The sequence below is a fragment of the Patescibacteria group bacterium genome (assembly GCA_028692545.1).
In the GTDB taxonomy this organism is placed as follows: Bacteria; Patescibacteriota; Patescibacteriia; order UBA1558; family S5-K13; genus STD2-204.
In genome coordinates, this window is the sequence record JAQUXC010000005.1 from 1 (window position 1) to 23,608 (window position 23,608).

Genomic DNA, 23,608 nt, shown 5'->3' on the forward strand with positions numbered 1-23,608 from the left:
ACTCCTAAATACCATAAAACTCGCTTTTCTTTTGGATAACTTGGTTTTAAAGGCATATATTTGTTTATTAGTTAACAGTGTTACCCCTAAGTATACCAAGTGTTACCTATTAGTGTTAACTGTACAACTCATTGACTTTATGTCAATAATATGATACTATTATATATTCTGTTATGTCCTGCTATTTGACAATAATATTTCGATTTTAATCGAAAAAATATAGATAAAAAAACCAAAAAACTCTCATTGGAGGTAAAAATGAGAAAACTATTCCTACTTGTCGCTATATTAGCGACTTTCGTTTCCCTAAGTTCTGTCAATGCATACCTGACCAACATGGTCAACGGCGCAGAACAAACAACCACAGATGTTCTTACAACGGCGGATGATATTCCATTCGTAACATTCACTGTGGAAAACAGTGAAACAGAACCGGTAATCCTGCAGCATGTAAGTTTCTCCTGCTGGAATATCAATCTTACGGCTCAAAACCCAAACATACAATTTTCTATGTATAGTGATGATGGAATTTGGTACCCTACCGAACATTCCATATTCAACTTAAACTTCAACATCGCAAGCGTAATTAATCCCGGATCCAGCAAAACCTTTGTAGTGATGGGTAACGTTTGGGAAAATTCCGACGGCGGAGCAAGGTTCTGCCTTGGATTGTGCAATTCCGGAAACTTCCAAGTGACCGGACAAAACACTGGGGAAACCTACTTCGTCAACATGATCGGACCCTGCCAAGACAACATTTATCATATCATTAATGTCTGGCAATCTATGCACAAGTTGTCCATGGCCCCATTTGTAAACCCGGTAGAAATTTATCAAAATTACTACCAGGACAACTTCTGGGTTTACCCTGGACAGAGTTTCTGGAGTTGTCTGACACTGAACGCTCTTCCGAATTCAGTTGAAAACTCCGCAATTGCCTTTAACTCCCAGACTATATTTGGGGGTACTCTTGGACAAATCAATCCAGGTAATGGTAACTTTTTTGTTACAGATTATCTACCTGGTTTAGTTTGGGCATGGCATCCTGAATACAGCAATTTTCAGATGTCATGGACATCTCCTAATGTAACTGGAGTAGACGCATCGTTTTTATATGAAACGGTGATACAAACCCATCTGAATCCCAACGAAATCCAAAGTGAATACACTTCGGCTACAATTGGGAACTACAGTTCATTGTTTGGGATGTCAACCGAATCTGCTCAATATGAGCGAGTCTATCACCCGTATCAAGCCATCAAGCTTGATGTAAATGGGGATTCCTTGTTTACTCAAGCTGATCTGGATATGTGCCAACAATACAATGTTAATAACATAAATTTGTATGGGACGAATTTTAACAACAATTCTGCCCCAAACATATCCAGGTCATCGGTGATTTTTTTCTACCCGAACAATATGTTCGACCAATGGTTGGGGAATGTATACCTCAATCATCCCCAAGAACCACTGGTGCAGAACCTTGGCATTGGCCTTCCGTATGACGGCACCTGGCCAAATGTCATCGGTTCTACATACACACAAACCGGGAATACCATAACAGTTGACACGAATGGCAATTGTATTGGTGTCTTCGGCCAGTTACCTAACGGAGAAGACTGGAATACAGTCATCTTCATGAACGGTGGTGAAAACCTCCGTTGGAGTAGTGAGTCTCAGACAATTGAACCTGAACGGATACAAATGGATCGAACTCAGATCCAATTCATAATCCCTGAAGGCTTGACTCGTATTGATGTCCAGGCGCGTAGCTTGGCTCAATATACCGCCAATGATGATCCTTCCATTGTCACCCCTGCCACTCCGGTCTTACACCAAAACTTCCCGAATCCCTTCAACCCGGAAACTACCATTTCTTTCAATCTGCCCAAAGCAGGCAAAGCGTCCCTCAACATTTACAATGTGAAGGGACAGTTGGTAAAGACCTTGGTCAATGAAACCAAAACTGCCGGTACCCACCAGATAATCTGGAACGGTACTGACAACTCCGGACAGTCTGTTTCCAGCGGTATATACTACTACAAATTGAATGCTGGAAAATACAGTTCCACCCGAAAGATGATCATGATGAAATAACTCTTCATTCACTCATTTGCTTAAATACATAAGCGATTGAGTGATGAATACAAAACCTTGAAAACCCCAAGTCAGCAATTGACGAAGGGTTTTCTTTTTTTGCAAAACACTCCCGGGGTGAGCCACTCTGGGGGTGGACTTTATTTTACTCATAGGACTTTTATTTTGACATTGTTTATAAATTATGATAATAAGAAATCAAAATACAATTAAGATAATGGAGGATTATCATGCATATCGTGAATAGCAAAAAACTTTTTCTTTTCTTTATGGTAATGTTTTTTTGTATTAGCCTCATGGCTACAACAAAAACCTCAGAATACTATATGGGAATTACAATAGGCATTGTTGGATTAGTATGCCTAGTAGTATTTCTCTATATAGTGTTTCTACTTATCTGCAAGGCAAACTCCTGTTCACAAAGAATTCCATTTAGACCAGGTGAAAAATTAGAACTTAGAATGTCTTCATATTTCTTAGGAAATTATGTATTCAAGTTTGAAGTTCTTATAACAACAAAAAATCAATTTACAATGTTATGTGAGATATTCTCAGAAATTGAGGATAAAAAAAACAAATATGTAGATAAAATTGAGCTAAAAGGAGATATTTCAACTCCTATAGAAAAAACCATCAATATCCCGTTTTTATCTAAACTGTCTATTGGGTACGACGAAAATTCCAACTCTTTGGAAGTCTCAATAGAAAGAATAATCTCTTTTTGCGATGAGACAGTTCAAAACCAAACAATATAACAACAAAACACATTTTAAGGCCCGTGTAATTCATTTTACATGGGCTTCCTTTTTGACTTTTATTGGCTTAGAATATAAAATAAACTCATTATTGTAATACCAATATACAAATGGCATGCCAATCATACAAATGCCAAATTTATATATATTATAAATAATAATTTATAAAAAAATGAAAAGCGATAAAGTGATTTTTAAAAATCTCTCTTATTCTGTTGTCGGTTTATGCTTTGAAACTCATAATGAATTAGGTAAATATTGCAAAGAAAAACAATATGGAGATGCTTTAGAAAAAAAGTTAAAAGAAGCACATATAGAATATAAAAAAGAATTAATTTTTCCAGGTACAAGAAATATTGTCGATTTTCTCATAGAGGACAAAATTATACTGGAATTAAAAGCAAAAGAGACAATAAACAAAGATGATTATTATCAAGTACAACGATACTTACAAATGTTAAAAATAAAATTAGGAATATTAATTAATTTTAGAAGTCAATATTTAAGACCCAAAAGAATAGTGCGTATTGACACAGAATCACACAAAAAATTTTTATATCCATTCATTCGTATAATTGGTATAAATTAGTATATTAGTATTATCCATTCATTCGTATAATTGGTATAAATTAGTATATTAGTATTATAATTAGTATATATGCAATCACGAGAAATCCGACAAAAATACATAGAATTTTTTGTTGAACATGGACATGTAGAACTTCCTAGCGCTTCTCTAATTCCTGAAAATGACTCTACAACACTTTTCAATACTGCTGGAATGCAACCGCTTATTCCATTTCTTTTGGGTGAAGATCATCCTGCAAACAACGCGATTGTAAATTGCCAAAAATGTGTAAGAACTGGAGATATAGAATGTGTTGGAGATAATTCTCATCTTACTTTTTTTGAAATGCTTGGCAATTGGCCACTAGGAAAATATGGAAAACAAGAAGCCATAAAATACAGCTTTGAATTTTTGACAAGTAAAAAATGGCTTGGAATTGATCCAAACAAATTATATGTCACAGTTTTTGAAGGTGACAAAGATATAGAAAAAGATATTGAAGCTATAAAAATTTGGCAAGAATGTTTTGACTCAATTGGAATAAAGGCAAATGAAAATGAAAAAATATTTGCACTTCCTAAAGATGATAATTTTTGGGGGCCAGTTGGTTCAAGTGGGCCATGTGGACCTGATAGTGAAATGTTTGTAGACACTGGATATGACAAATGCTCTGATAATTGCAAACCTGGATGTCACTGCGGAAAATACATAGAAATCTGGAATGATGTTTTTATGTTTTATTACAAAAATTTGGACGGAACTTACAAAAAACTAGACAAACCACAAATTGATACTGGCTTTGGCTTGGAACGTGCAACAACAGTTCTAAATAATTTAGACAATGTTTATGATACAGATTTGTTTATTCCAATTGTTGATGAAATAAAAAATTTAGCAAATATTTCAAATCCAAATGATGAACAATTAAAATCAATTCGCATAATTTCAGATCATATCAGAAGTGCAGTTTTTGTAATGGGTGATGATTTGGGAATTGCTCCATCAAATGTAAATCAAGGTTATGTTGTTAGGCGTTTGATAAGAAATGCAATTCGTCATGGAAAATTATTAAATATAAAAGATGTTTTTTGTTTCAAAATTGCAGAAGTTGTTATTAATTTAATGAGCAATATTTATCCTGAATTAAAAAATAATAAAGACTTTATAATAAATCAAATAGTAAAAGAAGAAGAACAATTCAAAAAAACATTGGACAATGGTTTAAAAGAGTTTAACAAATTAGAAAAAATCACAGGTGCTGATGCTTTCAAACTTTATTCAACTTATGGATTTCCACTTGAAATGACAACAGACCTAATAAAAGAAAAAGGATTAAATTTTGATATAAATGAATTCAATTCTGAATTTAAAAAACATAAAGAGCTTTCACGCACAGCTTCTGAGGGTATGTTTAAAGGAGGACTTGCAGATCACAGTGAAATAGTGACAAAATACCACACTGCGACTCATCTACTTCACCAGGCACTTCGTGAGACCTTAGGAACTCATGTAGAACAACGTGGTTCAAATCTTACTGCTGAGAGAATGCGTTTTGACTTTTCTCATCCTAATAAATTAACACCTGATCAATTACAAATGATAGAAGATCTAGTAAATCAAAAGATAAATGAATCTCTCTCAATAATTTGTGAACTCAAACCAATTGAAGAAGCAAAAAATAGTGGCGCAATAGGACTTTTTGGAAACAAATATGGAGACCAGGTAAATGTTTATGCAATAGGAAATTTTAGCAAAGAAATTTGTGGCGGTCCTCACGTACAAAATACAAATGAGCTTGGACATTTTAGAATAATAAAAGAAGAAGCTTGTTCACAAGGAGTTAGAAGAATAAAAGCAGTGTTGGAATAATATTTATTTTATACATAATAATATAATAATAAAATTAGAAAAGTATATTTAATAAATTAAAAATAAAAAAATGAAAAAATTATTAGTATTCTCATTGTTATTGTTATTACTTATCACAATTTCAACAAAAAGTATATCGGCCTCAGATCTAATTTCAAATGTTCAAATTCAAACATCTCAAAATTCTACAACAATAACATGGAACTCAAATGAATTAGATAAATCATATATTTTGTGGGGTATGAAAAATACAGATAATGATATAAACATAGTATCTCAAGACCCAACTTATACAACGGTTCATTCGATTACAATAAACAATCTAGCTCCAAACACAACTTATTATTATAAAATTTTATCTAGAACAAATAGTAGTAATATAATGGAGTCTGCTGTGTATACCTTTACTACACTCGAAGATACAACATCTTCTGATTTAATCTATAATATACAAATTAATACAACCGAAAACTCTGCAAAAATAATTTGGGATTCAAATAATTTATATAAATCGTATATTTTGTGGGGTATGAAAAATACAGATAATGATATAAACATAGTATCTCAAGACCCAACTTATACAAAAAATCACGAATTAACAATAAATAACCTTATACATAATTCAAAATATTACTTTAAAATACAATATGGAATTATTAATAACGGTGCAACTGAATCTCAAATATATGAATTTACTACACTTGATAAAGAACTATCTTCAGATTTAATCTATAATATACAAATCAATACAACTAAAGACTCAGCAAAGATAACATGGAACTCCTACGAAGATGACCAATCATATTTATTATATGGAACAAAAAATACAAATAATGACATAGGAACAGTTTCAAAAGATGATAATTTTTTAAAAAATCACGAATTACTTCTAAACCATCTAAATCCAAATACAACATATTATTTTAGAATATATTCAAAAAGAAGTACTAATAGTATAGTAGAATCAGAAACATTTTCATTTACAACAAAAAAAATAATAAATCCAGATAAAGAATTATCTAATAAATTAAAAGGTAAATTATTATTAGGCGTAGAAGATAAGGGAAGAATATGGTACGTAAATCCAAGTAATCAACAAAAATATGAGGTAACTTTTACTAATGCTTTATTGATATTTCAAAAATTATCACTTGGAATAACAAATAAAGATCTAAATCAAATATCAAATACAAAATCAACAACACTTGGCAATAAATTAAAGGGGAAATTATTATTACAGGTGGAGGACAAAGGAAGAATATGGTATATAGATTCAAATGGCATAAAACACGAAGTTACTTGGGTAAATTTAATGGATTTATTTACAAGTTTGTCACTTGGAATAACAAATGATAATCTTGACAAAATTGAAGATGGTAATATTTAAAATAATCATTAAATTTGTGAGTTTATCTGTGAGCTTACAAAAATTTTCAAAAATTTGAGTGTAATCAAGCGTAAAGAAACTTCAAGTTACCGATAGGTAACATTTGAAGTTTTAGCTTGACGAAATGATAAATTTAAAAATTTTTGTACTCTCGCGACTTTTCTGCTCAACTCTTTTCTAGAAAAGAGTTGAAAAATAACAAAACCTTTTTTAAATATTAAGTTTATTATGCTACAATTAATATAGATATTTTTATTTACAAATAATTAATGTAAAACTTATGGCCACTATCAAAGCTTTCAAAGGACTTCGACCAAAACTAGAGCTAGTAAAAGAATTTTCAGCTCCACCTTATGACGTATTAAACTCAGATGAAGCAAGAGAATATGTAAAAGACAAACCAAATAGTTTTCTTCATGTTACAAAACCAGAAGTTGATTTAGAAAAAGATATTGACTTGTATGATGATAGAGTTTATGTAAAAGCAAAAGAAAATTTTCAAAAAATGGTAAGTGATGGAATATTTGTACTTGATGATAAGCCATGTCTTTATATTTACAGACTCGTAATGGGTAATATCGATGAAACAGGAATTGTTGCATGTTCTAGCGTTTCCGATTATGAAAATAATATTATCAAAAAACACGAAAAAACTCGTGCTGACAAAGAAGCAGATCGCATAAGACATACTGATACAATAAATGCAAATGCTGGCCCAGTTTTTCTTACATACAAGGCAAGAGAAGATATAAATGAAATAGTAAACAGTTTTATGCAAGATAATTCTCCAGTTTATGATTTTGTAGCAGATAATGGTGTAGCAAATTCATTTTGGAAAATAAGTGATGATGCGATTATTGCAAAAATCGTAAATATTTTTTCTAGAATTGATTATACCTATATTGCAGACGGTCATCACCGAGCTGCCTCCGGTGCACTTGTTGGAAAGCAAAGAAGAGAAGCAAATCCAAATCATAGAGGCGATGAAGAATATAATTTCTTTTTATCAGTACTTTTTCCACACAATCATTTATACATAATGGACTACAATAGAATTGTAAAGGATTTAAATGGACTAAATAAAGAGGAATTTTTGGTAAATGTAAAAGAAAAATTTGAAGTCGAAGAGTTCTCAAAAGAAAATTCCTATAAACCAGAATCAATTCATACATTTGGAATGTATTTGGATCATACTTGGTACAAGATTAGCACAAAAGAAGGAACTTATGACAAAAATGATGTTATAAAATCACTCGATGTTTCTATTTTGCAAGACAATTTATTAAATCCAATTCTAGGAATAGAGGATCCAAGAAAAGACAAAAGAATTGATTTTGTAGGTGGAATAAGAGGACTTGATGAATTAAAAAATAGAGTTGACAATGGTGAAGCAGTAGCTTTCTCAATGTTTCCTACTTCAATCGAAGAACTTATGAATATTGCTGATGCTGGAGAAATTATGCCACCAAAATCCACTTGGTTTGAACCAAAACTCCGTTCTGGAATGGTAATTCATTTGTATTAATTTGAGTTTAAAATAAAATAAACAAAATGAAAAAAGTAAAATTTTTTGTTATCTTTCCGATTTTAATGATTTCGCTTTTTATAAGTTTGAAATCTATAAAGGCCGAAGAATATATAACAGATCCAAGCGAATTACCAAAACAAGATGCCTTCAAAGCAATTGTTCAAATTCATACATTTTATAATGATGAATCAAATTATCTTACAAAATATGGATCTGGCTCTGGAATTATAATAAACAAAAACGGCCTTATACTTACAAATTATCATGTGATAATGCCTTTAGATAATTTTGATGGCACTGAAATAGATACATCTTATCAAATATGTATTTCTCAAGAAATAGGCATTGAACCAGAATGTAAATATAGCGCTAAATTTATAGCAGGAAATGAAAATTTAGATATTGCACTTCTTCAATTAGAACAAATAGAAAATCTAAGTACTATAAATCAAAATTTTCCATATTTAAATTTAAATGAAACTGATACTACAAATATAAACGATGAAGTAATAGCACTCGGCTATCCAGCGATAGGTGGAAATACTATAACTATTACAAAAGGCATTATAAGCGGAAAAGAAACAAAATATAATAATAATTGGATAAAAACTGATGCAATAATATCATTTGGAAATTCAGGTGGTGCTGCAATAGATGAAAATGGAAACGTAATAGGAATAACGAGTGAAGTGGGTTCAGATACTGTTGGAAGTTTAGGATATATTATAAATATTATATCTCTAAATTCTTGGATAAATGAAAACAAAAACACTGTTCCAAAAACCAATAATTTATTAGACAAAACGAAAGACCTTATTAAAAAACAAAATATATTAAAAACTTCAAATTCATTCATTAATACATCTAATCCATATATAGTAATTGCAAAGCCTGATGATTGGAAGTTTTTATTTGAACAAGAAAACATGGTAGCAATATACAATGAAAACGATGAAGATAGTGGAATGCTTATCCTACAAATATCAAATTATCCATATTTACTTGATTTAGATAGCATTGTTTCAATATACAAAAATACAATCACGATACCAACAGCTATAAATTTCAATAAAATAGAAGATATTACCATAAATGGAAGGCAAGGTAAAAAATTATTAATTTCTTCTATGGATGTGATGCAAAATATATACCTTTTACCAGTACAAAATAGATTAGTAGAAGTAACTTATAATTATGGTACAGATGATAAAGATAAAACAATTATAGACAATATGATAAATTCTCTTATAACAAGAGATTCCAGTTTAGCATTTCTTGAAACTTATGAATACGTAAATGAAAATCCAATATTTAGTATAAAGACAACAAACAATTTGCCAATTCAATTATTAAATTCAAAATCAAACCCAATAAAAATATTAAACAAAACCGACAAAGATTTTTTTGTAAATATTAGTATAGAAAAAACTGATGACAATACAAAAAATTTCAATAATGATGAATATTTGACATACGTACAACAAATATTACAGACAGCAAACCAAATGGGATCTTACTTTGATTTTGAGAACAAATTAATTACTTCAAATGCTCATTATAATTTGAATAAAGAGCTAACTGATGTAGTAATGATAGAATACGAAATTAACAAAGTAACTACAAATTCAAAAATAATTCACACATTAGAATATCTTATAAAAACAGAAAATGAATACATCGACATCTCACTTTCATTCTATGGAAATGATGCTTCAAAAATAAACAAAGCAAAAACAGAATTCAATGAAATGTTAAAAACATTCTCTCTTACAAATATTCCAAATGATAGTGAACCAACAAACACAAACACAGAAACAAATAATAACACCGACACTTATAATAATAAAATTTATGATAAGAATCTTAGTAACAGATTAAAAGGTGAATTATTATTACAAGTAGAGGATGGCGGAAGAATATGGTATGTAAATCCAAAAAATGGAAAAAGATATGAAGTCACATTTGCAAATGCCTTGAATTTATTTGAAACACTTGCTCTTGGTATCAACAACAATGATTTGGCTCAAATACCTGTATATACTGATAATTTCACTACAGCTACAGGAAATCGTTTAAAAGGCCAATTATTGCTACAGGTTGAAGATAAGGGACGCATATGGTATGTTGATATGGAAGGTAAAAGACATGAAGTAACTTGGGCAAATTTGATGGATTTATTTACAAGTTTGTCACTTGGAATAACAAATGCCAATCTTGACAAAATAGAAAAAAATTAGTATTATTTAATTATAAGATTATAAATAAAAATAACATTTTGATTACAATTTCTGATTTTATGTAATGTAGTCGTTAGATGTTCTTGACAATATTTTTAAATTGGTTATAATCTATATAATAATAATTCATTTTTATTATTAATATTTTTGTTGAAAAATATTACTTATTTGCTATCCGCTTGGCATTAAATGCGGAGGCGGATATTTTATTTATAGCTAATGAAACAAAACAAACAAACAAACAATACGAGTAAAGATTTTATAGAGTTAGATGGAGTTATATTAGAATCCTTACCTGCAACACAATTCAAAGTAGAGCTTGAAAATGGACATGAAATATTGGCATATTTATCAGGCAAAATGAGAATGTTTAAAATTAGACTTTTGCCTGGGGATAAGGTAAAAATACAAATGACACCATATGACTTGGATCATGGCAGAATAACATACAGATATTAATAGACAATAAAATCAAAAAAATTAAGTAATTTATTATATTATAATAATATGAAGGTTAGACCATCAGTAAAAAAAATATGTAGAGATTGTAAAGTGATTAGAAGAGAAGGTCGCTTGGTTTGTATATGCAAAAATCCAAAGCACAAACAAAGACAAGGTTAAAAATGATGAATGATGAGTTAAGAATTTTGAATGAATTTTAAAATTAATTAATTCAATAATTTATTAGAAATTAGAAATTAATAATTCAAAATTAAAATATTATGGCTAGAATAGCAGGAATAAATTTACCAAATAATAAAAGAACAGAAATTGCTCTTACTTATGTTTATGGAATAGGAAAACAAACATCCAAAAAAATATTAGAAAAGACAAAAGTAAATCCAGATACTAGAGTAAAAGATTTATCAGAGGAAGATATAAATAAGCTAAGAGATGCTGTAGAAAAAGAACACAAAGTAGAAGGTGATTTGAGACGTGAAGTTATGATGAATATAAAAATAATGAAAGATATAAAATCTTACAAAGGCACAAGACATGCAAAACATTTACCTGCAAGAGGACAAAGAACAAAGACAAATTCAAGAACAGTTAGAGGAAATAAAAGAGGAGTTGCTACATCTGGAAAGAAAGGCGCTGCACAAAAAACATAAAAATTATTAAAATTATACTTTAATTATGATTAAAAATAAGACAACAAAAAAAAAGAAAAAAGTTGTAGTAAAAAAAGGACAAGCACATATTAGTGCAAGCTACAACAATACAATAATAACTCTTACCGATCAAAATGGTAATACTTTAGTTTGGGGTTCTGCTGGAGCTATGGGTTTCAAAGGTCCAAAAAAAGCAACTCCGTATGCAGCTGAAGTCATCTGCCGTGAAATAATAGCAAAAGCAAAAACTGTTGGACTTGAAGAAGTAGATGTATTTGTAAAAGGAGTTGGTGCAGGAAGAGAAGGAGCAATAAGAGCACTTCATTCAAATGGATTAAATATTATGTCCATCAAAGATATTACTCCTATCCCACACAATGGTTGCAGACCACCAAAACCAAGAAGAGTTTAATATAAAATAAAATAAATTATTTAATTAAAATAATTCAAATAAATGAGAAAAATCAGTTCAAAATGTAAACTATGTAGAGCAGAAGGCCAAAAACTACTACTCAAAGGGGAAAGATGTATGTCTTCTAAATGTGCCATGATCAAAAAAAATTATAAGCCAGGAGTTCATGGTCCAAAAAAATCAATGACAAAACTCTCAGCATATGGAAAACAGCTTAGAGAAAAGCAAAAAACAAAAAGAACTTACGGAATGTTGGAAAAACCATTTGCAATATTAGTAAAAAAAGCTTTACAAAGCAAAGGAGATGCAGGACGTATTATAACAAATAAATTGGAAAATAGATTTGACAACATAGTATATAGATGCAAATTAGCTAATTCTAGAAATACTGCAAAACAGATAATTAGTCATAATCATTTAAAAATAAATGACAAAAGTGTTAATATATCATCTTATGAATTGAGAATTGGAGATAAAATATCAGTAAAAGAAAATAAATTAAAGGATAAATATTGGGAAAAACTTAAAGAATCTCTAAAAAATGAAAAAGATATGCCAACATGGTTAAATGTAGATACAAAAAATCTTACTGCACAAGTTATTGGCAGTCCAGACTATGAAGAACTTGAAAAATCTATAAATACTTCTCTTATAATTGAGTTTTATTCTAGATAAATTTAATTTTTATAAATTACAAATTTAACAAAACAAAAATGGACAATATAGCTTTACCACAAAAAATAGAATATAAAAAAGTAAAAGAAAATCAAAAAGAAATAATAATAGAACCATTATTTCCTGGTTATGGAATAACCATTGCCAACTCACTTCGTAGAGTTCTTTTATCTTCTTTAGTTGGTTCTGCAATTACAAAAGTAAAAATAAAAGATGTAAGTCATGAATTTTCTACACTACCATATCTAAAAGAAGATATAGTAGAACTTATTTTAAATATAAAAAAAATTAGAGTAAAATCATATTCAGATGAACCTATAAAATTTAGATTAAAAATAACTGGAGAAAATGAAGTAAAAGCTGGTGATATAGAGAAAAATGCACAGTTAGAAGTTGTAAACCCTGATTTAGTAATAGCTCATCTTACAGATAAAAAAGCAGAGTTGGACATTGAATTTACAGCTGAAAAAGGAAGAGGGTATGTAATGGTAGAAGAAAAAAGTGGATATGAAGATTTGGCAGTAAATGAAATAAGCTTAGATTCATTATTTAGTCCCATAGTAAATGTAAGTTTTAGTGTAGAAGCGGTTCGTGTTGGTAAAAAGACTGATTATGAAAAATTAGTCATGAAAGTAGAGACAGATGGATCTATTCAACCAGAAGAAGCAATATTAAGATCTATAAAGATATTAATGAGTCATTTCGCTCTTATTGATCAAAAAGAACCAGAAATTGAAGAACCAATAATTGAAAAAAAGGAAAAAGCAGAAAAGCCTACATCCGCTAAAGTTAAGGTAGACAAGAAAGAAAAAAAAGAAAAAGTTGAAAAAAAAGAAAAAAAAATAGACAAGATAGATAAGAAAGAAAAAAAATCTAAAAAATAAGGATGGCTATCAGTTATCAGCTATCAGCTTAGAAATGCTGACAGCTAAAAGCTAAAAGCTACAAGCTAATATATGAGACATCAAAACAAGAATAAAATTTTAGATAGAAAAATAGGACCTAGAACAGCATTAATAAAAAATCTAGCTGGTCAGGTTGTTTTATTTGAAAAAGTCAAAACAACATCCGCAAAAGCAAAAGTAATAAAATCTTATATAGAAAAGCTAATAACAAAATCATCAAAAAATAATCTTACCACTCAAAGATATTTAAAGACAAAATTAAATTCAAAACAAGCAATAAAAAAATTACTTGAAGTATATGGCCCAAAATTTGAAAATCAAAATGGTGGATATCTAAAAATAATAAAAGCAGAAAAAAGAATAGGTGATGGGGCTGAAATGGTTTATATAACATTTACAAAATAAATAATATGGATATTAAAAGAGAAAAAATTACAATAGATGCAACAGATCAAAGCGTTGGAAGGCTAGCTACAAAAATTGCTATGCTTTTGATGGGTAAAACCAAGGTAGATTATCAACCTAATATAGATTCTGGTGCTGATGTAAATATTGAAAATGCTTCAAAAATAAAATTTACTGGTAATAAAATAGAAAAAAATATTTATCATAGACATACTGGCTATGTTGGTAATTTGAAATCAGAAAGGCTAAGAGATATGTTACCACAAAAAATTGATGTAATACTTAGAAAAGCAGTAAATAATATGTTACCAAAAAATAAGTTAAGAGCAAAAATGATAGCAAGATTAAAAATTAACAAGTAATACCAATATACAAAGGCGGATCAGCCTTGGGCTGAAGTATGAATTAGTATATTAGCATCACATATTAGTATAAAATTATGGAAAATAAAGAAAAAACAACAGACACATATATATATGCAGTAGGCAAAAGAAAAACATCTATAGCTACTGTAAGGATTTATCATGAAAAAGGTGATGTAACTTTAAATGATAAAACTGTAGATGACTATTTCAAAGATAGTGCCATGAGTGAAATTGTTGTAGAATCATTAAACTTATTAAGTCAAACAGGAAAAAATAAAATAACCATAAAAGTAAAAGGTGGTGGAAAAAATAGTCAAGCAGAAGCTATAAGACTTGGTATATCTAGATGTCTTGTAAAAATGGATCCTGAGGCTAGAAAATCTCTAAAAAGTCAAGGATTTTTAACAAGAGATCCAAGAGCAAAAGAAAGAAAGAAACCAGGATTAAAAAGAGCAAGAAAAGCACCACAGTGGGCAAAACGTTAAATATATAATATACACAAAAAACTCTATAAAAATAGAGTTTTTTGTTTGTTGTGTGATATAATAAAAAAATGAATAATTCACCATCAAATAAATTAATAAAAAATACAGGTTATTATACAATAGCCCTTGTTATACAAAAAGTAATCTCATTTACATATTTTTCTTATTTAGCATCAAAAATAGGCTCAATAGGTACTGCAAAATATTTTTTTGCTGTTTCTTTTGTAACTATTTTTTCTGTATTTATAGATCTTGGATTATCAAGTCTTATAAATAGAGAAATAGCAAAAAATAAAGAGTCACATCAAAAATTACTTAGTAATGTATTGGGGGTAAAAATATTAAGCACACTTTTAATAATCATTGCAATATTTATATTTTCCAATATTCTAAATTACAATCAATATTTGAAAAATATGATATATTTATCAATGATTACAATGATCATTGATAGTTTTACTATTACTTTTTTTGCTGTAATAAGAGGAAAACACAACTTAAAATATGAAAGTATTTCTTCTATATTATTTCAATTAATAGTAATAACAACTGGATATTTCATGCTACAAAAGACGCAAGAACCACTTTTATTGCTCATAGTATTATTAGTTGCAAGTATATTTAATTTTATATATTCCTCAATAATTCTTATAAAAAAATATAAAATAAATATTAGCCCTAAATTTGACAAAGAATTCATAAAATTATTACTAGTAACAACTTGTCCATTTGCAATTGCTGGAATTTTTATGAGAATATCTGGAAGTATAGATTCTGTATTTTTGTCAAAATTAGCAACTGAAAAAGCTCTTGGATATTATGGCTTAGCATATAAAATCACTTTTGCATTTCAATTTATTCCATTAGCTTTTTCTGCATCACTATACCCAGCGTTTACACACTTTTTCCATTATGAAAAAGAAAAATTAGAGAATATATTTAATAAAAGTATTATATATCTTTTGATAATAAGTTTTCCTATATCAGTAGGAATAATTTCCCTTACAAATCCAATTATATTAAAAATTTATGGATATGACTTTTATGGTGCAATACTTACATTACAAATTTTAATTTCTAGTATCCCATTTTTATTTGTTACGTTTCCAATGGGAGCACTTTTAAATGCTACAAATTTACAAAAAAAACACACTATAAATATAGGTATAACAATGCTTGTAAGTATAATATTCAACTTTACTCTTATAAAATTATATTCACAAAATGGAGCAGCTATGGCATCAATAATATCAACTCTTACATACCTTATTCTAAATACAATAACCTGCAAAAAAATTATAAATATTCATTACAAGGAAATTATAATAAATATTATAAAAATACTAATAGCTTGTACAATTATGGTATTGTCAATAAAATATCTTGAAAATAAAATTAATTTACTCTTTGTTATAACTATAGGAGCTACAATTTACACATTAACAGCTTATATATTAAAAATATTCACAAAAAAAGATTTATCTTATATAAAAAGTCTCAGAAAAACATAAACAAAACCACAAAAATAACCTATAAATAAACAAGAAAAATGTGTTTATCTATTTTTGCTATTAAATAAAAAATATCGTATAATCAAGTATATGAAGCCTGTTTTAAAAAATAAAATCAGGAAGTTTTTGGTAGTATTACCGATTATATATATATTGGGATTTTTTTGTGTAAATGCAGAAAATCAGGACACAAAAGAAATACTTATAAAACTAAAAAATTCTAATCAAATATATAAAATTAAATTTGATAATAATGAGAGTATTCAGAAGATAAAGTCAGAATATGAAAAAAATGATGATGTAGAAATAGTATCTGAAAATCATAACTATAATATAGCAATATTACCAAATGATGCTATTTTTTCAGAACAAAAATATTTAAAAGATACAAATATAGATCTTGCTTGGACATTTGCTAGAAATACTCAAAATATAACAATAGCTGTTATAGATACTGGAGTAGATTTAAAACATCCTGATCTAAAAAACAATATATGGATCAATAAATACGAAATCCCGAATGACGGAATAGATAATGATCAAAATGGATATGTAGATGATGTTTATGGATGGGATTTTGTAAATAATACATCTGACAATAATGTAAAAATTAGTGTTGGCTATAAAGAATATGCTGTAAATCATGGAACCATTATAGCAGGAATAGTATCTGCCGTTACAAATAATAAAGAGGGTATTGCAGGAGCTTCATGGGGAGCAAAAATAATGTCTCTTAGAGCTATTGATAGTCAAGGACAAGGAAATACTTATAACGTAGCAAGAGCAATTGATTATGCTACAAAAAACGGAGCTGATATTATTAATCTAAGTTTTGTCGGTAAAAACAACGATGAAATATTATCAGATGCAATTAGACGTGCATATAAAGCTGGAGTGGCTGTTATAGCAGCATCTGGCAATGAAAATTCAATAGGTATAGATTTAGATTTAGACCCGAGATATCCAATATGCAATGATTTTAATGACAATACCGTATTTGGCGTAGGATCTATAAATAATGAAAATAAAATATCTTTTTTTTCAAATTACGGAGAAAAATGTATTGATATTATGGCTCCTGGTGAAAACTTTGTAAGCACACAGGTTTATCAACCAACTATAAGAGGATTTACTGAAAAATATATAAAAAATTTGTCTGGTACTTCTGTTTCAACTCCACTCGTAAGTGCTACTGTTGCCCTTATAAAATCAATAGACCCAAGTTTTTCAATTTCTGAAATATATAAAATAATAAAAGATAGTGCAAAAGATATATCTTTTACAAATTTTAGCAAAAGAAATAAAATAGGCGCTGGACTTCTTGATGCCAACAAAGCTGTAATATTGGCACGAAAAATAGCAATGAATAAAATTATATCCATTATTACTATACCTAGTACTGGAACAAATTTTGAAATCAAAAACTTCAATCAAAAAACAGACAAAAACGAAACATACAAAATAGATGATGATAATAAATTCTATACCTACAACATAGCCTCGGGAGATTTAAATGGTGATGGAAAACAAGAATTAATATTATCAAAAACAGATCAGAAAGGAACAAATATATCCATATATGATCAAAAATGGAATCTGATAAATAATTTTACAATAGATTATAAAAATCCCATTAGCATAACAACGGGAGACCTTTATTCAAATAGAAGAGACAAAATAATAATAGGATCTTCATCTGGATATAAGCCAGAAGTGTCAATATATGATATAAGTGGAAATTTATTAAATAAATTTCTTGTTTATGGTGAAAATTTTAGAGGTGGTGTAAATGTTGCATTATGTGATCCAGATGGAGATTTTAATAATGAAATAGTCGTAACTGCAAAAACTGGTGGTGGCCCGCATGTAAGAATATTTAATAAAGATGGAAAATTAAAGGGTCAATTTTTTGCTGGAAAAACTAGTTTTAGAGGTGGTCTCAATATATCTTGTGGAGATTTAGATAAAGATAAAAAAGATGAAATAGTTTTAAGTCCAATGCAAGATGACGAACCAATGATTTCAATATATGATGCAAATGGTGAAATTATAATGAATTTTCTATCTTATGCAAATGACTTAAGAAAAGAAATAAAAACACAAGTAATTGACATAAATGCAGATTATGAAAAAGAAATAATTACTTACATTGGTACTGGAGCAAAATCACATATAAGAATTTTTAATATGAACGGTGATTTAATAAAACAATTTTTTGCATATGAAAATAATAATTTAAAGGGTATAAATTTAACAACATACATTCAAAATGAACATTAACAACCTTAATAAATATAAAAAATTATTATTTCAGATTATAAAATTTGGTATAATTGGATTAATAAATGCTAGTATTGATTTTTCTATATATATTATTCTTACTAGAGGATTTGATATACAAAAAAAATATTATTTAATTGCAAATTTTATATCATTTTTATGTGCAAATATAATAAGTTTTATTTTAAATAAAAAATTCGCATTTGAAGATCAAAGTAAAAACAATAATAATATAAAATATATAAAATTTTTTACAATAACATTAGTATCTTTGATAATTTATCAAATATCATTATTTATTTTTATAAATTATATAGGAATACAAAATAATGATATATATGGTAAAATAGTTGGTGTAATAATAGGTGCTATATGGAACTTTTCTATGTATAAAATATTAATTTTTAAAAATATAAAAGATAATAAATAAATTTATTCAGATCAATCGAACTAAACTCGATTAACTGGACAATAAAAATATGACTAAAAAACAAGTAATATTTGACAAAAAAAACATATTGGTAATAGGAGGTGCTGGATTTATAGGATCAAATTTGATAGAACATTTACTGCAAAATAATAAAGTGATATGCATAGATAGTTTTGTTACTGGAAATTATGAAAATATACATTCCGTACTACAATTTCCTGATTTTGAACTTATAAAACATGATATGAGTGAAAAAATAGATCTTGAAAAAATAGAAGAATTAAAAAAATTTAGGATAGAATTCCAAGGTATACAAGATATAATATATCTTGCATGTCCTACGTCATATAAAGATTCTGACAAATATTCAATAGAAACTATAGATGCAAATTCTATTGCTTTAAAAAATTCATTAGAATTAGCAAAAAAATATGAATCTAGGTTTCTATTTACTTCAACATCTGCAGTATATGGAGACGCTGAAGATGTAGATGGTCTTGTAGATGAATCTTATATTGGAAAAATAAATCATTTAGAATCTCGTGCACCATATAATGAAGGAAAAAAATTTGCCGAAATGATGGTGTATAATTATCATAAAAAGTATAATTTAGATATAAGTATTGTAAGAATTTTTTATACATATGGACCAAAAATGATAACAAATGATGGAAGACTCATTCCTGATTTTATAAATTGTGCATTTGAAAACAAAGATTTAGTAATCTATGGTTCTGAAAACAAAACAAGCACATTTTGTTACATAGAAGATGTAATAGACGCACTACTAAAAGATATGGATACTCCTTTTTTTGAACCACTAAATATTGGAAATCCAGAAGAAATAGAAATAAAAAAAGTAGCAGAAAAAATAATAGAATTAATTGGCTCAAAATCAAAAATCGTGTTTGAGAATGATTTAGATAATATTCAAAGAAGATTAATTCCAGATATTACAAAAGCAAAAGAACTCTTTGGATGGATGCCTATGACAAGACTAGAAGATGGACTTAGAAAAACAATAGATCATATCCAAAGAGAAAGAACTATGCTTACACCTAACAAATTAAACTTATAAATAATATAATAAATCTAGATTATTGACTTTAACTCAACTAGATAAAGAAACATATGACAAAATATTTTTTTACATCAGAATCAGTAACAGAAGGTCACCCAGATAAAATTTGTGACCAAATAAGCGACAAAGTATTAGACACAATATTAGAACAGGATCCACATGGACATTGTTGTTGTGAATCTTTTACAACTACCGGATTGGTACTAGTAGGAGGAGAAATCACTACAAATATATATGTAGATATAAGAAAAATAGTAAGAGATACTTTGAAAGAAATAGGTTACAACAATCCAAATTATGGTATTGATTATCAGAGTTGTTCTGTACTTACAGCTATTGATCCACAATCACCAGACATCGCTCAAGGCGAAGATGAAAATCAAGGTGATCACAAAAGCATGGGTGCAGGAGATCAAGGAATGATGTTTGGTTATGCTTGTAATGAAACCCCAGAACTTATGCCACTTCCAATAACTTTGGCTCATAGACTTACAAAAAAACTTGCGGAAGTAAGAAAAAATGGAACTTTGGCATATCTAAGGCCAGATGGAAAATCTCAGGTTACAGTAGAATATGAGGACGGAAAACCAAAATCTGTAAATACAGTTGTAGTAGCTGCTCAACATAATCCAGATGTAGATTTGACAAAATTAAGAGCTGATATTGTTGAACATGTTATAAAACCAATACTTGGAGAATATTTTGTTGAAGATACAAAAATTTTAATAAATGAAACTGGAAGATTTGTAAGTGGTGGTCCTGCTGCAGATACTGGACTTACTGGAAGAAAAATAATAGTAGATAGCTATGGAGGAATGGGTCGCCACGGTGGTGGATGTTTCTCTGGAAAAAGTCCAAACAAACAAGATAGAAGTGGTGCTTATATGGCTAGATATGTAGCAAAAAATGTAGTAGCTGCTGGACTCGCAGATAGAGTAGAAATAGAAATATCTTATGCAATAGGATATCCAGAACCAGTTTCTATAATGGTAAATACATTTGGAACAAGCAAATTATCTGATGAAGAATTAGAACAAATAGTAAAGAAACATTTTGACTTTACCCCTTCTGGAATTATAAATAATCTAGATCTTCTAAGACCAATATATGCTCAGACAGCAACTTATGGTCATTTTGGAAGAAATGATTTAAATCTTCCTTGGGAAAAATTGGATAAAGTAAATGAATTAAAACAATACATAAAATAAATTCACATTTTTTAATTTTCAATTTGAATTGAATTTCCAATTATCAATAATTCAAATACATTTAGTAAATTATAAATTGAAAATTGTTAATTAATAAGAATATATGAAATCCGTTAGATAATGTATTTAAATAAATAATACAAAATTTAAATGGGTCAAAATAAAGTTATATGACACACAATAACAAAAAAATATCTAACGGATTGAAAATATTAATTACTGGTGGCACGGGCTATATAGGATCTCACACTATTGTAGAATTACAAAATAGTGGTTTTGATGTTGTTATAATTGATAATTTATCAAATTCTAATATCAAAGTACTTGATGGTATAAAAAAAATTACTGGCAAAAAACCAAAATTTGAAAAATTAGATATATTAGATACGAAAAAATTAAAAAATTTTTTTGATAAAAACCAAGACATAGAAGCTATTATACATTTTGCGGCCTACAAATCTGTAGCTGAATCTATAGAACAACCACTAAAATATTATAGAAATAATGTTTTGGGATTAGTAAATATATTAGAAGAAATGAAAAATCACAAAATATCAAATTTTATTTTTTCATCTTCCGCAACTGTATATGGAGAAGCTGATAAATTTCCTGTCACAGAAAATAGTCCTACAAAAAAAGCAACTTGTCCTTATGGAAGTACAAAAATAATGAGTGAGCAAATTTTGGAAGATTTATCAAAAACTGATAAAAATTTTAATATAATTTCACTTAGATATTTCAATCCTATAGGATCTCACGATTCATCACTTATTGGAGAATTGCCAATAGGCACACCTGCAAATTTGATACCATTTATAACTCAAACTGCTATTGGTAAAAGAAAAGAGCTAAAAATTTTTGGAAATGATTACAATACTCCTGATGGATCATGCATAAGAGATTATATTCATATAGTAGATTTAGCACATGCACATATATCAGCGTTGAATAGATTAATTCAAAACAAAAACAAAAATAATTATGAAGTATTTAATATTGGAACAGGACAAGGAACTTCTGTACTTGAAATAATAAAAATATTTGAAAAAGTAAGTGGTACAAAATTAAATTATTCTATAACAGAAAGACGTGATGGAGATATAGCTATTTCATATGCCGATGTAAGTCTTGCAAATAAAGAACTTAATTGGAAAGCAGAAAAGACAATAGATGAGGCATTACTTTCTGCATGGAATTGGGAAAAATATATTAATGAACAAAGATAATCCAAAAATTTTTATTGTAATACCAGCTTGGAATGAAGAAAAAAACATTGCTCCTGTTTTGGATAAATTAATTCAAAAATATAACAATGTTGTAGTAATAGATGACTCATCATCTGACAATACATCAGAAATAATAAAAAAATATCCAGTAGTACTTTTGAAACATATTATAAACAGAGATCAAGGCGCATCACTTCAAACTGGAAATGATTATGCTTTAAAAAATGGAGCTGATATTATAGTTCACTTTGATGCAGATGGACAATTTTTAGTAGAAGAAATAAGTGACTTAATAAATCCAATTATAAATGATGATTATGATATTGTTTTTGGATCAAGATTTTTGGAAAAGAAATCAAAAATACCATTATTAAAAGAAAAAATTCTTTTTCCAATGGCTAGAATAACAAATAAATTAATAATGGGAATAAATACCACAGATCCTCAAAGTGGATTTCGTGCTATGACAGCTGATGCCGCAAGAAAAATAATTATAAAACAAGACAGAAAAGCACATTGCAGCGAAATATTACACAAAGCATTTAAATATAAATTGAAAATAAAAGAAGTTCCAATGACTGTGATATACAATAGATTTGGACAAAATTTTTCAGGAGGAATTGATATAGTAAAAGATTTATTAATAAAAAAAATAATAAAATGATATTTTTAAGAATAATAATAACAATATTTATACTATCAACACTTATAAAATTATTCCAAACCAAAAAGTCTGGAAAAATTTCAACTTTGAATTTCCTATTATGGAGTATATTATGGATAAGTGTTGGAATAGTTTTTTACAAACCAGAATTATCTACGCAATTTGCAAAAACACTTGGTATAGGTCGTGGTGCTGATTTGATGATTTATGCTTCAATAATAGTAATATTTTATTTAATATTCAAAATTCTTGCCAAATTTGAAAGAATAAATGCAGATATTACAAAAATTACAAGAAGTATTGCAATTTCAAAAGCAGAGGACAATAGAAAAGATGAAACCCGTTAGATAATGTATTTAATAAATAATACAAAATCTAAATAGATCAAAATAAAAATTATGTGACACA

24 protein-coding genes are annotated in these 23,608 nt (G+C 28.3%); all 24 read left to right on the forward strand.

What is annotated here, in order from left to right; all coding sequences use genetic code 11:
* Positions 1 to 258: 258 nt before the first annotated feature.
* Positions 259 to 2,097, forward strand: a complete 1,839-nt coding sequence (locus PHZ07_02720) for a FlgD immunoglobulin-like domain containing protein (GenBank protein MDD3284484.1) — start codon at positions 259 to 261, stop codon at positions 2,095 to 2,097.
* 296 nt (positions 2,098 to 2,393) lie between these two features.
* Positions 2,394 to 2,852 (forward strand): hypothetical protein, encoded by a 459-nt coding sequence (locus PHZ07_02725; GenBank protein ID MDD3284485.1) that lies wholly within the window; start codon positions 2,394 to 2,396, stop codon positions 2,850 to 2,852.
* A gap of 172 nt (positions 2,853 to 3,024) precedes the next feature.
* Positions 3,025 to 3,441 carry a GxxExxY protein gene (locus PHZ07_02730; protein ID MDD3284486.1) on the forward strand — a complete coding sequence of 139 codons (417 nt, stop codon included), beginning with the start codon at positions 3,025 to 3,027 and terminating at the stop codon, positions 3,439 to 3,441.
* Positions 3,442 to 3,510: 69 nt separating this feature from the next.
* Positions 3,511 to 5,289 carry an alanine--tRNA ligase gene (locus PHZ07_02735; GenBank protein ID MDD3284487.1) on the forward strand — a complete coding sequence of 593 codons (1,779 nt, stop codon included), beginning with the start codon at positions 3,511 to 3,513 and terminating at the stop codon, positions 5,287 to 5,289.
* Between the two features lie 70 nt (positions 5,290 to 5,359).
* Positions 5,360 to 6,676: a fibronectin type III domain-containing protein gene (locus tag PHZ07_02740; protein MDD3284488.1), complete on the forward strand. Its 1,317-nt coding sequence runs from the start codon at positions 5,360 to 5,362 to the stop codon at positions 6,674 to 6,676.
* A 280-nt stretch (positions 6,677 to 6,956) separates the two neighbouring features.
* Positions 6,957 to 8,201, forward strand: coding sequence for a DUF1015 family protein (locus PHZ07_02745; protein ID MDD3284489.1), 1,245 nt, complete (start codon positions 6,957 to 6,959; stop codon positions 8,199 to 8,201).
* A 26-nt stretch (positions 8,202 to 8,227) separates the two neighbouring features.
* The gene (locus tag PHZ07_02750; protein MDD3284490.1) at positions 8,228 to 10,441 is read left to right on the forward strand and encodes a serine protease; all 2,214 of its coding nucleotides are present in this window, start codon (positions 8,228 to 8,230) and stop codon (positions 10,439 to 10,441) included.
* A gap of 219 nt (positions 10,442 to 10,660) precedes the next feature.
* Entirely contained in the window at positions 10,661 to 10,900 is a 240-nt protein-coding gene (infA, locus tag PHZ07_02755; GenBank protein ID MDD3284491.1) for a translation initiation factor IF-1, read from the forward strand.
* Positions 10,901 to 10,948: 48 nt separating this feature from the next.
* Positions 10,949 to 11,062, forward strand: coding sequence for a 50S ribosomal protein L36 (gene rpmJ / locus PHZ07_02760; protein ID MDD3284492.1), 114 nt, complete (start codon positions 10,949 to 10,951; stop codon positions 11,060 to 11,062).
* A gap of 101 nt (positions 11,063 to 11,163) precedes the next feature.
* Positions 11,164 to 11,553: a 30S ribosomal protein S13 gene (gene rpsM / locus PHZ07_02765; protein ID MDD3284493.1), complete on the forward strand. Its 390-nt coding sequence runs from the start codon at positions 11,164 to 11,166 to the stop codon at positions 11,551 to 11,553.
* A gap of 25 nt (positions 11,554 to 11,578) precedes the next feature.
* Complete coding sequence (gene rpsK / locus PHZ07_02770) at positions 11,579 to 11,965, forward strand: 30S ribosomal protein S11 (protein ID MDD3284494.1); 387 nt, start codon at positions 11,579 to 11,581, stop codon at positions 11,963 to 11,965.
* A gap of 42 nt (positions 11,966 to 12,007) precedes the next feature.
* A complete protein-coding gene (gene rpsD, locus PHZ07_02775; GenBank protein MDD3284495.1) occupies positions 12,008 to 12,640 on the forward strand; it encodes a 30S ribosomal protein S4 in 633 nt (210 codons plus the stop codon).
* A 38-nt stretch (positions 12,641 to 12,678) separates the two neighbouring features.
* Positions 12,679 to 13,524 (forward strand): DNA-directed RNA polymerase subunit alpha, encoded by an 846-nt coding sequence (rpoA, locus tag PHZ07_02780; GenBank protein ID MDD3284496.1) that lies wholly within the window; start codon positions 12,679 to 12,681, stop codon positions 13,522 to 13,524.
* Positions 13,525 to 13,596: 72 nt separating this feature from the next.
* Positions 13,597 to 13,950 (forward strand): 50S ribosomal protein L17, encoded by a 354-nt coding sequence (rplQ, locus tag PHZ07_02785; GenBank protein MDD3284497.1) that lies wholly within the window; start codon positions 13,597 to 13,599, stop codon positions 13,948 to 13,950.
* A gap of 5 nt (positions 13,951 to 13,955) precedes the next feature.
* Positions 13,956 to 14,312 (forward strand): 50S ribosomal protein L13, encoded by a 357-nt coding sequence (gene rplM, locus PHZ07_02790; protein ID MDD3284498.1) that lies wholly within the window; start codon positions 13,956 to 13,958, stop codon positions 14,310 to 14,312.
* Between the two features lie 77 nt (positions 14,313 to 14,389).
* Entirely contained in the window at positions 14,390 to 14,800 is a 411-nt protein-coding gene (gene rpsI, locus PHZ07_02795) for a 30S ribosomal protein S9 (GenBank protein ID MDD3284499.1), read from the forward strand.
* A gap of 68 nt (positions 14,801 to 14,868) precedes the next feature.
* Positions 14,869 to 16,311 (forward strand): flippase, encoded by a 1,443-nt coding sequence (locus tag PHZ07_02800; protein MDD3284500.1) that lies wholly within the window; start codon positions 14,869 to 14,871, stop codon positions 16,309 to 16,311.
* 90 nt (positions 16,312 to 16,401) lie between these two features.
* Positions 16,402 to 18,591, forward strand: a complete 2,190-nt coding sequence (locus PHZ07_02805) for a S8 family peptidase (protein MDD3284501.1) — start codon at positions 16,402 to 16,404, stop codon at positions 18,589 to 18,591.
* Positions 18,581 to 19,021 carry a GtrA family protein gene (locus tag PHZ07_02810; GenBank protein ID MDD3284502.1) on the forward strand — a complete coding sequence of 147 codons (441 nt, stop codon included), beginning with the start codon at positions 18,581 to 18,583 and terminating at the stop codon, positions 19,019 to 19,021. Before PHZ07_02805 ends, PHZ07_02810 begins: the two co-directional genes overlap by 11 nt.
* Before the next feature lie 49 nt (positions 19,022 to 19,070).
* Positions 19,071 to 20,099, forward strand: a complete 1,029-nt coding sequence (locus PHZ07_02815) for a GDP-mannose 4,6-dehydratase (protein ID MDD3284503.1) — start codon at positions 19,071 to 19,073, stop codon at positions 20,097 to 20,099.
* A gap of 53 nt (positions 20,100 to 20,152) precedes the next feature.
* Entirely contained in the window at positions 20,153 to 21,310 is a 1,158-nt protein-coding gene (metK, locus tag PHZ07_02820; protein ID MDD3284504.1) for a methionine adenosyltransferase, read from the forward strand.
* Between the two features lie 170 nt (positions 21,311 to 21,480).
* Entirely contained in the window at positions 21,481 to 22,536 is a 1,056-nt protein-coding gene (gene galE / locus PHZ07_02825) for a UDP-glucose 4-epimerase GalE (GenBank protein MDD3284505.1), read from the forward strand.
* Entirely contained in the window at positions 22,523 to 23,200 is a 678-nt protein-coding gene (locus PHZ07_02830; protein ID MDD3284506.1) for a glycosyltransferase family 2 protein, read from the forward strand. The genes galE and PHZ07_02830 overlap by 14 nt, the downstream gene beginning before the upstream one ends.
* Positions 23,197 to 23,547 (forward strand): DUF2304 family protein, encoded by a 351-nt coding sequence (locus tag PHZ07_02835; GenBank protein ID MDD3284507.1) that lies wholly within the window; start codon positions 23,197 to 23,199, stop codon positions 23,545 to 23,547. The genes PHZ07_02830 and PHZ07_02835 overlap by 4 nt, the downstream gene beginning before the upstream one ends.
* Positions 23,548 to 23,608 lie beyond the last annotated feature (61 nt).

Excerpts from the sequence above, each read along its gene's own strand:
- PHZ07_02720 (MDD3284484.1), top strand. The coding sequence starts at position 259 with ATGAGAAAACTATTCCTACTTGTCGCTATATTAGCGACTTTCGTTTCC.
- PHZ07_02725 (MDD3284485.1), top strand. The coding sequence starts at position 2,394 with ATGGCTACAACAAAAACCTCAGAATACTATATGGGAATTACAATAGGC.
- PHZ07_02730 (MDD3284486.1), top strand. The coding sequence starts at position 3,025 with ATGAAAAGCGATAAAGTGATTTTTAAAAATCTCTCTTATTCTGTTGTC.
- PHZ07_02735 (MDD3284487.1), top strand. The coding sequence starts at position 3,511 with ATGCAATCACGAGAAATCCGACAAAAATACATAGAATTTTTTGTTGAA.
- PHZ07_02740 (MDD3284488.1), top strand. The coding sequence starts at position 5,360 with ATGAAAAAATTATTAGTATTCTCATTGTTATTGTTATTACTTATCACA.
- PHZ07_02745 (MDD3284489.1), top strand. The coding sequence starts at position 6,957 with ATGGCCACTATCAAAGCTTTCAAAGGACTTCGACCAAAACTAGAGCTA.
- PHZ07_02750 (MDD3284490.1), top strand. The coding sequence starts at position 8,228 with ATGAAAAAAGTAAAATTTTTTGTTATCTTTCCGATTTTAATGATTTCG.
- infA (MDD3284491.1), top strand. The coding sequence starts at position 10,661 with ATGAAACAAAACAAACAAACAAACAATACGAGTAAAGATTTTATAGAG.
- rpmJ (MDD3284492.1), top strand. The coding sequence starts at position 10,949 with ATGAAGGTTAGACCATCAGTAAAAAAAATATGTAGAGATTGTAAAGTG.
- rpsM (MDD3284493.1), top strand. The coding sequence starts at position 11,164 with ATGGCTAGAATAGCAGGAATAAATTTACCAAATAATAAAAGAACAGAA.
- rpsK (MDD3284494.1), top strand. The coding sequence starts at position 11,579 with ATGATTAAAAATAAGACAACAAAAAAAAAGAAAAAAGTTGTAGTAAAA.
- rpsD (MDD3284495.1), top strand. The coding sequence starts at position 12,008 with ATGAGAAAAATCAGTTCAAAATGTAAACTATGTAGAGCAGAAGGCCAA.
- rpoA (MDD3284496.1), top strand. The coding sequence starts at position 12,679 with ATGGACAATATAGCTTTACCACAAAAAATAGAATATAAAAAAGTAAAA.
- rplQ (MDD3284497.1), top strand. The coding sequence starts at position 13,597 with ATGAGACATCAAAACAAGAATAAAATTTTAGATAGAAAAATAGGACCT.
- rplM (MDD3284498.1), top strand. The coding sequence starts at position 13,956 with ATGGATATTAAAAGAGAAAAAATTACAATAGATGCAACAGATCAAAGC.
- rpsI (MDD3284499.1), top strand. The coding sequence starts at position 14,390 with ATGGAAAATAAAGAAAAAACAACAGACACATATATATATGCAGTAGGC.
- PHZ07_02800 (MDD3284500.1), top strand. The coding sequence starts at position 14,869 with ATGAATAATTCACCATCAAATAAATTAATAAAAAATACAGGTTATTAT.
- PHZ07_02805 (MDD3284501.1), top strand. The coding sequence starts at position 16,402 with ATGAAGCCTGTTTTAAAAAATAAAATCAGGAAGTTTTTGGTAGTATTA.
- PHZ07_02810 (MDD3284502.1), top strand. The coding sequence starts at position 18,581 with ATGAACATTAACAACCTTAATAAATATAAAAAATTATTATTTCAGATT.
- PHZ07_02815 (MDD3284503.1), top strand. The coding sequence starts at position 19,071 with ATGACTAAAAAACAAGTAATATTTGACAAAAAAAACATATTGGTAATA.
- metK (MDD3284504.1), top strand. The coding sequence starts at position 20,153 with ATGACAAAATATTTTTTTACATCAGAATCAGTAACAGAAGGTCACCCA.
- galE (MDD3284505.1), top strand. The coding sequence starts at position 21,481 with ATGACACACAATAACAAAAAAATATCTAACGGATTGAAAATATTAATT.
- PHZ07_02830 (MDD3284506.1), top strand. The coding sequence starts at position 22,523 with ATGAACAAAGATAATCCAAAAATTTTTATTGTAATACCAGCTTGGAAT.
- PHZ07_02835 (MDD3284507.1), top strand. The coding sequence starts at position 23,197 with ATGATATTTTTAAGAATAATAATAACAATATTTATACTATCAACACTT.